Consider the following 12,516-nt stretch of genomic DNA (forward strand, 5'->3'; position numbering starts at 1 on the left):
CTAGTATCGGCCAGTTCGACTTGGATTTTGTGGAGCGAGAAGCAACACCGCGGCTGTTGATGAAGCTCAGTATTCAACTCCATCTTGCTGGACTCTCGCTTTCGAATACTGTTCGAGTTCTCGAGATATTTGGTGTTGAACGGGCTCGATCGACGGTTCATAATTGGGTTCACAAGGCAGATTTATAGCCCGATCCCTGTCGAAGTCCGGATCACGTTGCGGTTGACGAGACGGTGATCCGGCTCGGCGATGAACAGTATTGGCTGTACGCCGCTGTCGATCCAGTGTCAAACGAATTACTGCATACAAAGCTTGAGCCGACTAGAACCAAGGTCATAGCCAGTACGTTCTTCACGGAATTACGTGAGAAACACGACGTCGATGACGCCGTGTTTCTCGTCGATGGCGATAAATCGCTGAACTACGCTTGTCAACAACATGGCCTCGGTTTCAGATACGAACGACATGGAAATCGGAACAGTATCGAACGTGTCTTTCGTGAGATAAAACGCCGAACCTCATCCTTCTCAAACTACTTTAGTAACGCTCACGCAGACACTGCTGATCAGTGGCTCAGATCGTTCGCCTTCGCATGGAATCAGCTTATCTGAACACGATGCAACGACCGCACCAATCACTTAACGGACAGACGCCAGCGGAGGTGCTAAACTAGACAGTGCCATTTGACGTTTTATCTCACAGAAGATACATTCAGAAGCGTTCCGATTTCCATATTTTTCGTATCGAAATCGGAGCCCAGATCGTCGGAGTGCAGTCTGGAGATGTTTTGCTCCATCGACGAGAAATACGGCATCGTCAAGGTCATATTTCTCGGTGAGTTCGTGGAGAAATAGTTCTGCCAACGCGGTCGTAGTCGTCGAATGTAACCGTACATGGAGTATACTGTTCGTGTCTGGATCGACGACGACGAATGCCCTGATGGGCGTCACCGTCCGCCTCTATCAGGCTGGCTATCCACTTCGAGGGACAATATCGATTCTGCTGAATTAGGTGTTGAACGGTCTCATAGGGCAGTATGGAATTGGGTACATCGACTGGCTGACAGTGGATGCGATCCGCCAACGGCGATGCCGATGCAGGTCGCTGTTGACGAAACCGCTGTCAAAATCAGCGGCGAGTGGTCTTGATTGTACGCTGCAATATACATCAAGTCAAATTAATCCTCGACGTTGCGCTGTTTGGTCGGCACGGCACCGATACGGCAGCTGTGTTCCTGCGCCAACTCAAAGAGAAACACGATCTCTCGGAGGCTAAGTTTCTGTCGATAAATTCGGTTATCGGACTGCATTCTCTCGATTAGGACTGAGAGATCAGGTCAACTATACGGAGCGAAACCTGATCGAAAAATGGCTTCACGCCCTCAAAATGCGGATCGAACACTTCCATAACTCGTGGGTAGGCAATCGGTCGAGCGTCCGCAAGTGACTTGAACAGTTTGTACACTACTATAACCGTCAGAGACCGCACCAATCATTCGGTGGAAAGACGCCGATTGAGGAGATGCAGAACTAGACAGTGCTCAACTTCCCGAATACTCTATTTCGGAACATCTGAATCCGAACTGAGAGAGCCATACTCAATTTACATCCCTATGTTCGTATAGTATGGCAGAGAATCGCAAATTCGAGCAACAGCGAAGGAGCGTCCCAGTTCTCTCGAAAAGAGGCCGGATGCGAAATCAGGATCGGAAAGCCTGCTGTGAGAGCAACGACCGTGTTTTTGTGGGAGTCTCTTTCAGTACTGCTGAATGCGTCGTCATCATCGAACAGACTTCCGCTAACTCATAATTCTTGCTCGAAATCGCTGAAATACCGCCAAATATATTTCGGCTGATTCGAAAACCGAGGCTGCCATCGTTCAGAAATAGGCCAGTACTACGCTCTCATCGGATCTGTTGTATACTTTCTATTCGGTGGTGCGGGGGATTTGACCGTGTTCTGATCCAGTTATTCGAATTGGTGGTCGCGTTCGGTCGTTTGCGGGATTCTCCTAGCACCCGAATCTTCATTCGGCAGAGTCGAAAGACTCCTATACTATCCGCGAATTGGTTTCCATGATGACGAACACATCAAACCGGTCGGTCGAACGGGCGTTCAAGATCGTAGACGAGCTTGCGGAGAACGGTTCCGGGGGGGTTTCGGATCTCGCCGGACGGCTCGATATGCCCGTCAGTACCGTTCATAACTATCTCCAGGCGCTCGTTGCGACGGGATACGTCACAGTCGAAGAGAAAGAGTACTCGACTACAACCCGGTTTCTCGAGGTGGGCAACCAACAGCGCCACCGACTAGAGATATTCAAAGTCGTCAGCGACAAACTCCAGGATATAGCGGCGGAGACCGGCGAGCACGTCACGTTGATGATCGAAGAAAACGATCAGTGCGTAATCGTCGCGGTGCAAGAAGGGCCCGACGCCGTCAATCTGTTCGCGTATCCCGGTGCACGAATGCCACTTCACGCAGCAGCTCCCGGGAAAGCGATCCTCGCGCACATGCCGGAGGACCGCGTACAGGAGATCATCGACCGGCAGGGACTTATCGAGATGACAAACCGAACCATCACGGATCCCGACGTTCTCTTCGAACAACTCGAGCGGATCAGGGAACAGGGGTACGCCATCGACGAGGGCGAACGCATCGCGGGAATGGTCTGTATCTCCGCTCCGGTGCTCGACAAGAGCGAACACATCCGCGGCGCGATCTGTGTCTGTGGCCCGCAGAGCCGAATCGACGAGGGACGACGCGAGGAAATCGCGGATATCGTCAAACGGTCGGCGAACGTGACGCAGGTCAACCTCGACTACGTGTGAGCGACGTTCGACGTGTTGAGGCGTCCATCAGGCGTCGGAAACGGCTGCCAACGCCTCGATGGTCTCTTCGGCTATTCCGTCGGCGGCCTGCTCCGGAATCGTCACGAGCGGCCGATCGATGACCGTTTCGTTCACGATTTCGCGAAGCCGATCGCGAGCTTCCGACGGCGTCCCGGCCACACCGAGGTCGTGAACCATTTCGTCCGTAACCAGGGTTGCCGCGTCTGCCCGGTCGCCCGCCCGCCAGGCCTCGGCAACGCGATCGACCTGCTCCGGGAACTTGGTGGCGATCGCGTTCCGATATCCGTCGGCACTGCCCGCGTAATACGCGACGTGACCGCGTACGGCGTCGTAGGCCTCGTCGCGATCTTCGCTCACGGCTGCCGGCACGTACGGAGCGATCGTGATTTCGTCGGGGTCGCGGTCGCGTTCTCGAGCACTCGTTGCAACGACCTCGAACGCGTCGTTCAACCCAGAAAATGGGATGTTGTGTGGCATCCAGCCGTCACAGAGCCGGCCGACGACGCGCCGGTTCGCCGGCCCGAGCGCCGCGTGGTAGATCGAAACGTCCCTGTCCAGTGGCGGAACGCCTGAGACGCTGACTCGTTCCCCCTCGTAAGTGACCGGTTCGTCGTCGCCCAGGATGCGTTGAATCACTTCGATAGTTTCGTGGGATCGACGGACCGGTCGGTCGAACGGCATTCCGTGGACGTTCTCGACGGCGGTCGGTGTACTCGTCCCGACCCCAAGGGACGCACGACCGTTGGAAACTCGATCGAGGGTCGCGGCGGTCATCGCGAGGACGGCGGGCGTTCTCGAAAAGACGTTGACGATGGCGGTTCCAAGCTCGACTTCATCGGTCTTCGCGGCGATTTCGCTGAGTTTCACGACCGAGCTTGAGCCCCATAGCTCCCCCATCCAGACGGAGTCGTATCCCCGTTTTTCCGCGCTGATCGCGAGGTCGGTTGGATCGTGCGTTCCGGTCCGCGGAATGACTACTCCGAGATGCATGCCGCTCGATTGGACGCATACTGTGATAAATTACCGTGGTTACTGTCCACGGCCGACGGGTCCGGTCGCGATCCGGCCGGCGGCGTCGATCAGTGCTCACCAGGAGCTGGGCAACGCTACCGGCCGACGAAGTCAGGATCGTCGTCGCCGAAGAACGCGTCGAGCCCGCGCTCGTAGTCTTCCGTTCGCGTTGCACCTGCGATGCCGTCCGTCTCCGCCGCGAGCTGTCGCTCGAGCGAGCGATCGTAGCTGTCGGTCAGCAGTCGGGTCGTCGTCCCGAACGCGCGAGTCGGCCCGGCTGCCAGTTCGGCGGCGACTGTGGCCAACCGGTCATCGAAGTCGTCAGTGGGAACGACCTCGTTGGCCAGTCCCAGCTCACGGGCTTCGTCGGGATCGATCGGCTCGTCCCGGAGAGCGATCTCCTTGGCGGTCCGGAGGCCGACCAGTCGCGGTAGGAAGAACGTTGCACCGCCGTCACCGGTCAGCCCGATCCCCGGATACGCAAATTTGAGCGTCGCGTCCTCGCCGAGTACGAGCAGGTCCGGAAACAGCGCGAGGCTGAACCCGATTCCAGCTGCGATACCGTTGACACCGCCGACGACCGGCGTTTCCGCCCGGTGGAACTGGACGATCGCTTCGTGGGCCCGTCCGGCCAACTCCCGGATGTGGGCCGCATCGGAGCCGTCCCCGGAGAGGGCACTGAGATCGGCACCGGACCCGAAGAAATCGCCCGCGTGCGTGAGCACGATACAGCGAGTATCCGGATTTTCACCGAGGGTCGTCGCCACCGACACCAGTTCGTTCGCCATTTCGAGGGTGAGTGCGTTTCGACCGGCCGCGCTATCGAGTGTGACCGTTGCAACGCCGTCGTCGTGATCGACCGAGAGGTTATCGTACGCAACCATCGGAGACGAGTTTGGAGCGGTCCCGCTTAACGGTTCGTGCTTCGTCGCTCCGGGTGCCGACGAATCCCCGTTCAGCCTCAAGTCCCAACTAGAGCACGTCGGTCAGATCAAACCGTTCGTCAACGAACAGTCGCGAATCCATCTCGTCGAGGTCGCCAGCCACGAGCGGCTCGAAGCCCATCTCGTCGATGACGTCGGTTTCCACGTCGATACCCGGTGCGACCTCCGTGAGCTCGAGTCCGGCCTCGGTGAGTTCGAAGACGGCACGCTCGGTTACGTAGACGATCGGCTGATCGATATCGGTGGCGTACTCGCCGCTGAAGGTGATCTGTTCGACCGAGTCGATGAACTTGGGACTCGTCCCCTCGCGTTCGATCGAGAGCGCTCCGCTTCCGGTTTCGATCTCGAGTCCATTAGTCGTTAGCGTGCCACAGAACACGACTTTCTCGGCGTTCTGGGTGATGTTGATGAACCCGCCACAACCGGGGAGCTGTGACCCGAACCGGCTGACGTTGATGTTGCCCGCGGCGTCCGCCTGTGCCATTCCCAGAAAGCCCATGTCGAGACCGCCGCCGTCGTAGAAATCGAACTGTTGTGGCGAGGACACGAGCGCGTGATGGTTGCTCGCGGTCCCGAAGCTGATCCCGCCGGAGGCGGCGCCGCCGACCGGCCCCGACTCGACGGTCTGTGTGATCTCGTCGTCGATTCCGCCTTCGGCCGCGACGACTGGCACGAGTTCCGGGACGCCCACGCCAAGGTTGATGACCGAATTCGGCTCGAGTTCCATCGCAGCGCGACGAGCGATAATCGTCCGGACGTCGAGCGGAATACCGTCACTCCCGTCGTCGGTCGGCCGTTTTATTTCGCCGCTGTAGGCGGGGTTGTAGTCCTCCGCGTACGTCTGCTGGTGGTGGCTCGGCGGTGCCTCAACCACGGTGTCAACCAGGACGCCGGGGACTGTGACGTCACGAGCGGTGAGCGTTCCCGACTCCGTGATTCGCTCGACCTGTGCGATCACCGTGCCACCGGAGTTATGTGCGGCCTGAGCCATCGCCAACGTGTTCGAATCGAGCGCCTCTCGCTCCGTGGTTATGTTGCCGTCTTCGTCGGCCGTCGTCCCCCGGATAATAGCGACGTCGATTGGGACCGAGCGATAGTAGAGGTACTCCTCGCCGTCAAAGGTCACGAGTTCGACGATGTCATCTTCGGTGACATCGTTCGCCTTCGCGCCGTCTTGGCGCGGATCCACAAACGTTCCCAGGCCGACGTGGGTGATCGTACCGGGCTTCCCCGCGGCAGTATCGCGAAGCATGTGATCCATCACGCCGAACGGTAGGTTGTATGCCTCGATCTCGTTTGAGACGATTTTCTCCATCAGATCGGGCGTAAAGCCCCAGTGGCTCGCCATAGTGCGCTCGAGCATGCCGTCCTGAACGAGATGCGAGAGCCCACGACCCTGTTGGTCACCCTCCGCAGCGGGATGATAGAGAGTGAGATCGCGGGGTGTACCGGTTTCAGCGTATCGCTCACCCAGCGCCTCGAGGACGTACTCGGGAATGCCGACGGCGACGAAGCCGCCGATTCCGATCGTATCGCCGTCGTCGATGCACTCGATAGCAGCCTCTCTGGACTGGCGGACTGTCATACGTATGCCTCGAGAGACGCGCTATTTTTAGTTATCTATCTTCGAGTGGCCGTTTGCCGCGTCGACCGAGCGGCCGAATTCGGATCGCCTGTCGGAACAAACGATGGAATCGTACGCTTTACTATCCCGCTCACGAATCACCGCGTATGGAGCCGACAAACGAGCAGCAGCTGATACAGGAGACAGTCCGAGAATTCGTCGAGGAGGAAGTCGTCGATGCGGTCGACGAGTACGACGAGGCGCAGACGTTTCCGGAAGACGTCTGGGACGGGCTCGCGGAGCTCGATCTAACCGGGCTGACGGTCCCGGAAGAGTACGGCGGGTTCGATGCCGACGAAGTGACCTACAGCATCGTCAACGAGGAAGTAGCGCGTGGACATCTGGCAGTCGCAACGGCGCTGTCGGTTCACTGTCTGGCGACGTCGTGTATCCGCCAGTTCGGCTCCGACGAGCACAGAGAGCAGTGGCTGCCGGAGATGGTCGACGGCCGGCCGGTCGGAGCGTTCGCGCTCTCGGAGCCGGACGCCGGGTCGAACCCGGCAGAGATGAGCACCGAGGCTCGTCTCGAGGACGGTGAGTACGTGATCAACGGAAAGAAACAGTGGATCACGAATGGAAAGCGTGCGGGCGTCGTCGTTCTGTTCGCGAAAACCGATCGCGACGATCCGGACAGCGTGACGCAGTTCTTGGTTCCTAAAGACACGCCGGGACTGGAAGTCGGCAAGAAAGAGGACAAACTCGGGCTGCGCGCGAGCGACACAACGACGCTGCTCTTCGATGACGTGCGAATTCCCGAGGAGAACCGCCTGACCGAGGTCGGCGAAGGGCTGAAAGCCGCGTTCTCGATCCTGACCGGCGGTCGGATCGCAATCGCCAGCCAGGCTGTCGGAGTCGCCCAGGCAGCCCTCGACGCTGCCGTGAGTTACGCCAACGAACGCGAGCAGTTCGGGGAGCCGATCATCAACCACCAAGCGATCGCACACAAGCTCGCGGACATGCAGACGGATGTTCAGGCCGCACGCCTGCTGACGCGCGACGCCGCCCGGAAGAACGACGACGGTCTCGACGCGCAAGCGGCGAGCATGGCGAAGTACTTTGCGAGCGAAACGGCCGTCGACGTCGCGAACGAAGCGGTCCAGGTTCACGGCGGCTACGGGTACACCAAGGATTTCGATGTCGAACGCTACTACCGGGACGCCAAGATCACCACGATCTACGAAGGCACCTCGGAAATACAGAAAGAGGTTATCTCACGGAACCTGACGGAGTGACTTACTCGTACTCGTAGAATCCGTTGCCCGTCTTCTTCCCGAGGTCACCGGCCTCGACTTTTCGCTTGAGGAGGTAGGCGGGTTTGTACCGATCGCCCAGCTCCTCGTGGAGCGTCTTGGAGGCGTGAAGGCAGACGTCGAGCCCGATGTGGTCGGCCAGCGTCAGCGGCCCCATCGGGACGTTCGTCCCGAGTTCCATCCCCGTATCGATGTCCTCCTTCGTGGCGACGTCTTCGTCGTAGGCCCGGATCCCCTCGTTGATCCAGGGCATCAGGATGCGATTGGTGACGAACCCCGGCTTGTCGTCGGATTCCCACGTCGTCTTCTCGAGGTCTTCGGCGAAGGTATGAGCCAGTTCGGTGACATCGTCTGCCGTCTTCTCGCCGACCACGATCTCGACGCCCTCCATGATCGGAACCGGGTTCATGAAGTGCAACCCGACCACGCGCTCGGGGTGTTCGAGGTCGGACGCGATCGAGGTGATCGAGAGCGTGCTCGTGTTCGTCGCGAGGACGGCGTCGTCACGACAGATCGAATCGAGGTCAGCGAAGATGTCGCGTTTGACCGCGAGATCCTCGAGGGCCGCTTCGATGACGATATCACAGTCCTCGAGGTCCTCGAGGGCGGTCGTGCCGGTGATTCGGTCACGGGTATCGTCGGCTTCGTCCTCGGTCAAGCGGTCTCTGGAGACGAGCCGACCGAGACTCTCCTCGATCGTCTCGAAGCCGCTTTCGACGTACTCCTGTTCGATGTCGCGCATCACGACATCGTAGTCCGCAGCTGCGGTAACCTGTGCGATGCCACTTCCCATCGTGCCCGCGCCGACGACGCCGACACGGTCGATCGTCTCTACGTGCAAAACCATCACTCGTTGGTGGTCGGACGGTCGTAGTAAATGTCCCGACTCGCGTCGGTGTCGGCGACACCGATCGCCTGTTGCTGGTCACCGTTCGACACAGCTATACTGGACGAGTCAGTACGTACGCGTGGTAGCTAATGTCGCAGGTACGCCTCGCAGGAACAGGCATGACTTCGTTTGGATCGCATCCCGATCGGACGGGCAGGGACATGTTCGCGAGCGCCGGGCTCGAGGCCCTCGAAGACGCCGGCGTTCCGGCTGCGGACGTCGACGAACTCTTCTACGGCAACTTCGTCGGCACCCTCTCGGAACGACAGGGACACCAGGGCCCGCTCATGGCGGAGGCCCTCGGAACGACCGTTCCGTCACGCCGGATCGAAAGCGCGTGTGCCTCGAGCGGGCTCGCGGTCCACGACGCCGTTCGGGCGATCGGAAGCGGCGACGCCGATGTCGTCGTCGCCGGCGGAATGGAGCGGATGACGAACATGGGAACAGCCGGTGCGACCGACGGGCTGGCCAGGGCGGCCGACGACCTCTACGAGGTCCGGTCCGGCGTCACCTTCCCGGGAGCGTACGCGCTGATGGCGCGAGCGTACTTCGACGAGTACGGCGGTACGCACGAGGACCTCGCCCACATCGCAGTTAAAAATCACGAGAATGCGCTCGTCAACGATCACGCCCACCTCCAGCAGGAGATTACGGTCGCGGAGGCGCTCGAAGCGCCCGAGATCGCGGCCCCGTTCGGCCTGTACGACGCCTGTCCGATCAGCGACGGTGCAGCCGCACTCGTGTTGACGTCCCCGGCGTACGCTGCGGAGCACGACCTCGAAGCCAGCGTCTCGATCACCGGTGCTGGACACGGCGGAGATACGATGGCGCTTCACGATCGGCCGACGCTCTCGCGGACACCCGCTACTCGGGAGGCCGCCGAGGCGGCTTACGACGAGGCCAGTATCGATCCGAACGACGTCGCCATCGCCGAAGTCCACGACTGCTTTACGATCGCGGAGGTCTTCGCCCTCGAGGCGCTCGGGATGTGTAGGTACGGCGAGGCGATCGGAGCGGCTCGCCGCGGCGAGACGCGCCGTGACGGGGAACTGCCGGTAAATCTCTCCGGCGGGCTGAAAGCGAAGGGGCACCCCGTCGGTGCAACCGGGGCCGCACAGGTAGCTGCTGTGGCCACGCTTCTCGACGGAACCCATCCGCGCGCCGAGGCCGTCGCCGACGACGCGACGATCGGCGTCGCCCAGAACGCCGGCGGCACGGTTGCCAGTGCGACCGTTCACGTCTTGGAGGTGATGGGAGAATGACTGATTCCACCAACGGTGGGTACGACGAGTTCCTCGACGCGCTCGCGGATGGGGACGGATACTTCTACGCCTGCTCGAACGGGCACGGCCTGCTTCCGCCGCGGCAGGTCTGTCCGCACTGCGGCGACCGTGAGTTAGCACGCCGAGAACTGCCACGGACGGGAGAGATCGTTACCCACACGACGGTTTCCGTTCCGACGCCACAGTTCGACGACGATGCCCCCTACGTCACTGCTATCGTCGACTTCGGACAGGTACGGCTCACGGGGATCGTCCGCGGAGTCGACCGTGACGACGTCGCGATCGAACAGCGAGTCACTGCAACCGTCGAACCGAGCGAGACGACGGACGATCGGACGATCACGTTCCGTCCAGCGCAGTAACACCAATTGAATGGCCCACACTACCGACATCACCGTCGACTGGGGAGATACCGACGCCGGCGGGCTCATCTACTACCCGCGATTCTTCCACTTCGTGGTCGTCGGGCTGAACGACTACTTCACTCCGGCCGTCGACGGCGGCCATCCGATGGAGGCCTACCGATCGGACGGGTATCTCCTTCCCGCAGTCGAGGCGTCGGCATCGTTTCACTCGCCGCTTCGAGCCGGCGACGGCGCGACCATCGAGACGACCGTCGTCCGAATCGGCGACACCTCGCTCACGGTGGCGTTTTCGGTCACGCACCGCTCGAGCGGCGAAGAGGCCGCCGACGGCGAGGTGTCGTTCGTCTTCGTCGATTCCGATTTCGAGCCGGCGTCGTTGCCCGAGTCGTTTCACGACTGCGTCTGTAACCGCGGCGACGCGACTGAGTGAGCCGGCCTCGAAAATTGACGAACACTCTATCCCTGGAACGGGTGTCGAATACTGCAGCAGAGAATCAGTGGCTCACTCGAGTGAGCCCTCGCGATCCGATTACAGGTTGTGTTTTTCCTGTTCTTGTTCCCGGAGTTCGACGCGGCGGATCTTCCCGCTCGAGGTCTTCGGGAGTTCGTCCGTGAACTCGATCCGGCGGGGATATTTGTAGGGAGCCGTCTCCTCTTTCATGAACGCCTGGATCTCGTCTTTCAGCTCGTCGCTGCTCTCGGAGTCCTCGGAGAGGATCACGTAGGCCTTGACGACGTTGCCGCGTTCTTCGTGTGGGCTGTCGACCACGGCGGCTTCGGCGACGGCATCGTGGCTAACAAGCGCGTCCTCGACCTCGAACGGACCGATACGGTAGCCAGAGGAGATGATGATATCGTCGGCTCGCCCCTCGAAGAAGAAGTATCCGTCCTCGTCGGCAGAGGCGAGGTCACCGGTACGATAGTAGTCCCCGGAAAGCTTCTGCTCGTCGAGTTCCGGCTTCTCGTAGTAGCCGTCGAAGATCGCCGGCGAATCGACCGGGACGGCAATCTCACCGATTTCACCGGTTTCGACCTCTTCTTCGTCGTCGACGTCGATTATCGTCGCGCCGACGCCCGGCGTTGGCTTGCCCATACTCCCGGATTTGATATCGATACCGGGGTAGTTCGTCACGAGCGCGACGGTTTCGGTCTGGCCGTAGCCGTCGCGCGGAGTGACGCCCCATGCGTCCCGGATACGCTCGATCGGTTCGCGGTTGAGCGGTTCGCCCGCCGAGAGCGTGTCGTTCAGCTGGACGTCGTACGCCTCGAGGTCGGCGTTCGCGAACATCCGGTACTGGGTCGGGACGGAACAGAGCTTGGTAACGCCCTCTTCCTCGAGGATCTCGAGGAACGTTTCGGGCTCGAACGCCCCGTCGTAGATGAGCTGGGTCGCACCGGTCGTCAGGCCGACACCGACCGGGCTCCAGAACCACTTCGCCCAGCCGGTCCCGGTCGTCGCCCACAGCAGTTCGTCCTCGAGGTCGGTCTCCTCGTCGACACCCCACCAGTACGGAGCGTTGATGCGATTGAAGCAGTACTGCCAGCGGTGTTTGTGTAAGACCGGCTTCGGCTGACCGGTCGTCCCGCTGGTATAGTTGATCGTCATCGGATCGTCAGCCGTCAGCTCCGGGCCGTCGTAGTCGGCCGATTCATCAGCCATAACGTCCGTGGCGGTCGTCCAATTCTCGCCGTGTAGATCCGCCTCGGTGCCATCGAGAACGATTACGCGCTCGAGGGGCGTCTCGTCGAGGATCGGCTCGACCATGTCAGTCAGCGACTCGTGGACGACGATGCTCGTTGCATTACAGTCGTTCGCCCGGAATTCGATATCTTTCGAGCGAAGCATCGACGAGCAGGGGACTAACAGCGAACCGGTCGCCAGCGCACCGAGCTGCACGGCAAAGGCGTCGGGATGGCGGGGGAAGAGGTGCATGATCCGGTCGCCTTTGCCGACACCGCTCGCCTCGAGCCCGTTCGCGAACCGATTCGTGTCGTCCCAGATGTCGGCGTACGTCCGTTCCTCGCGATCGCCGTCCTCGTTCAGAAACCGAACGGCGACTCGATCGCCGAACTCCTCGGCGTGGTCGGCGACGACCGACGTGATCGTGTACGAGTCCGGGATGGTCCACTCGAAGCTCTCCACTTCTGCGTCGTAATTTACACCCATACTCGGCTAATCATAGCTTGCCGGCTTGAATCTTTTGTTGTTCGTGGCATTCCGTATCATAGAACGTGGAACTGGTCCGTGCTGAGAGCGACCTCTGGGTTGACAGTCAGACTGAGGCGAAATGCGACACTG

Annotated in this window: 10 protein-coding genes and 3 pseudogenes; 7 read left to right on the top strand and 6 right to left on the bottom strand. The window is 60.4% G+C overall.

What is annotated here, in order from left to right; genetic code table 11:
* Positions 1-5: 5 nt before the first annotated feature.
* Positions 6-611 (top strand): annotated as a pseudogene (locus ACEWFR_RS20250) (IS6 family transposase).
* Positions 612-683: 72 nt separating this feature from the next.
* Here ACEWFR_RS20250 and ACEWFR_RS20255 read toward each other — a convergent pair.
* A pseudogene (locus ACEWFR_RS20255) lies at positions 684-932 on the bottom strand (IS6 family transposase); the annotation flags it as partial.
* Here ACEWFR_RS20255 and ACEWFR_RS20260 point away from each other — a divergent pair.
* A pseudogene (locus ACEWFR_RS20260) lies at positions 901-1,533 on the top strand (IS6 family transposase). The pseudogenes ACEWFR_RS20255 and ACEWFR_RS20260 sit on opposite strands and share 32 nt — an antisense overlap.
* A gap of 544 nt (positions 1,534-2,077) precedes the next feature.
* Positions 2,078-2,830: an IclR family transcriptional regulator gene (locus tag ACEWFR_RS20265; RefSeq protein ID WP_374062750.1), complete on the top strand. Its 753-nt coding sequence runs from the start codon at positions 2,078-2,080 to the stop codon at positions 2,828-2,830.
* Between the two features lie 27 nt (positions 2,831-2,857).
* Here ACEWFR_RS20265 and ACEWFR_RS20270 read toward each other — a convergent pair whose 3' ends face one another.
* The 3 genes from ACEWFR_RS20270 to ACEWFR_RS20280 form a co-directional block, all read right to left on the bottom strand.
* Entirely contained in the window at positions 2,858-3,841 is a 984-nt protein-coding gene (locus ACEWFR_RS20270) for an LLM class flavin-dependent oxidoreductase (protein WP_374062751.1), read from the bottom strand.
* 116 nt (positions 3,842-3,957) lie between these two features.
* Complete coding sequence (locus tag ACEWFR_RS20275; protein ID WP_374062752.1) at positions 3,958-4,746, bottom strand: enoyl-CoA hydratase/isomerase family protein; 789 nt, start codon at positions 4,744-4,746, stop codon at positions 3,958-3,960.
* Positions 4,747-4,834: 88 nt separating this feature from the next.
* Positions 4,835-6,391, bottom strand: a complete 1,557-nt coding sequence (locus ACEWFR_RS20280; protein WP_374062753.1) for an acyl CoA:acetate/3-ketoacid CoA transferase — start codon at positions 6,389-6,391, stop codon at positions 4,835-4,837.
* A gap of 146 nt (positions 6,392-6,537) precedes the next feature.
* Between ACEWFR_RS20280 and ACEWFR_RS20285 the strand changes: the two genes are divergently transcribed.
* Positions 6,538-7,662, top strand: coding sequence for an acyl-CoA dehydrogenase family protein (locus tag ACEWFR_RS20285; protein WP_374062754.1), 1,125 nt, complete (start codon positions 6,538-6,540; stop codon positions 7,660-7,662).
* 1 nt (position 7,663) lies between these two features.
* Here ACEWFR_RS20285 and ACEWFR_RS20290 read toward each other — a convergent pair whose 3' ends face one another.
* The gene (locus ACEWFR_RS20290) at positions 7,664-8,527 is read right to left on the bottom strand and encodes a 3-hydroxyacyl-CoA dehydrogenase family protein (protein WP_374062755.1); all 864 of its coding nucleotides are present in this window, start codon (positions 8,525-8,527) and stop codon (positions 7,664-7,666) included.
* A 131-nt stretch (positions 8,528-8,658) separates the two neighbouring features.
* Here ACEWFR_RS20290 and ACEWFR_RS20295 point away from each other — a divergent pair, with 131 nt between their 5' ends.
* Genes ACEWFR_RS20295 through ACEWFR_RS20305 form a run of 3 tightly spaced genes read left to right on the top strand, consistent with a single transcriptional unit; the run spans position 8,659 to position 10,647 of the window.
* Positions 8,659-9,831, top strand: a complete 1,173-nt coding sequence (locus ACEWFR_RS20295; RefSeq protein ID WP_374062756.1) for a beta-ketoacyl synthase N-terminal-like domain-containing protein — start codon at positions 8,659-8,661, stop codon at positions 9,829-9,831.
* A complete protein-coding gene (locus tag ACEWFR_RS20300) occupies positions 9,828-10,214 on the top strand; it encodes a Zn-ribbon domain-containing OB-fold protein (protein WP_374062757.1) in 387 nt (128 codons plus the stop codon). Before ACEWFR_RS20295 ends, ACEWFR_RS20300 begins: the two co-directional genes overlap by 4 nt.
* A 10-nt stretch (positions 10,215-10,224) precedes the next feature.
* On the top strand, positions 10,225-10,647 hold the full coding sequence (locus ACEWFR_RS20305) for an acyl-CoA thioesterase (protein WP_374062758.1): 423 nt from the start codon (positions 10,225-10,227) through the stop codon (positions 10,645-10,647).
* A 99-nt stretch (positions 10,648-10,746) separates the two neighbouring features.
* Here ACEWFR_RS20305 and ACEWFR_RS20310 read toward each other — a convergent pair whose 3' ends face one another.
* Positions 10,747-12,384 carry an acyl-CoA synthetase gene (locus tag ACEWFR_RS20310; protein WP_374062759.1) on the bottom strand — a complete coding sequence of 546 codons (1,638 nt, stop codon included), beginning with the start codon at positions 12,382-12,384 and terminating at the stop codon, positions 10,747-10,749.
* Between the last annotated feature and the right edge of the window lie 132 nt (positions 12,385-12,516).

The sequence above is a fragment of the Natrinema sp. H-ect4 genome, from assembly GCF_041894845.1.
In the GTDB taxonomy this organism is placed as follows: domain Archaea; phylum Halobacteriota; class Halobacteria; order Halobacteriales; family Natrialbaceae; genus Natrinema.

Excerpts from the sequence above, each read along its gene's own strand:
- ACEWFR_RS20265 (WP_374062750.1), top strand. The coding sequence starts at position 2,078 with ATGACGAACACATCAAACCGGTCGGTCGAACGGGCGTTCAAGATCGTA.
- ACEWFR_RS20270 (WP_374062751.1), bottom strand. The coding sequence starts at position 3,841 with ATGCATCTCGGAGTAGTCATTCCGCGGACCGGAACGCACGATCCAACC.
- ACEWFR_RS20275 (WP_374062752.1), bottom strand. The coding sequence starts at position 4,746 with ATGGTTGCGTACGATAACCTCTCGGTCGATCACGACGACGGCGTTGCA.
- ACEWFR_RS20280 (WP_374062753.1), bottom strand. The coding sequence starts at position 6,391 with ATGACAGTCCGCCAGTCCAGAGAGGCTGCTATCGAGTGCATCGACGAC.
- ACEWFR_RS20285 (WP_374062754.1), top strand. The coding sequence starts at position 6,538 with ATGGAGCCGACAAACGAGCAGCAGCTGATACAGGAGACAGTCCGAGAA.
- ACEWFR_RS20290 (WP_374062755.1), bottom strand. The coding sequence starts at position 8,527 with ATGGTTTTGCACGTAGAGACGATCGACCGTGTCGGCGTCGTCGGCGCG.
- ACEWFR_RS20295 (WP_374062756.1), top strand. The coding sequence starts at position 8,659 with ATGTCGCAGGTACGCCTCGCAGGAACAGGCATGACTTCGTTTGGATCG.
- ACEWFR_RS20300 (WP_374062757.1), top strand. The coding sequence starts at position 9,828 with ATGACTGATTCCACCAACGGTGGGTACGACGAGTTCCTCGACGCGCTC.
- ACEWFR_RS20305 (WP_374062758.1), top strand. The coding sequence starts at position 10,225 with ATGGCCCACACTACCGACATCACCGTCGACTGGGGAGATACCGACGCC.
- ACEWFR_RS20310 (WP_374062759.1), bottom strand. The coding sequence starts at position 12,384 with ATGGGTGTAAATTACGACGCAGAAGTGGAGAGCTTCGAGTGGACCATC.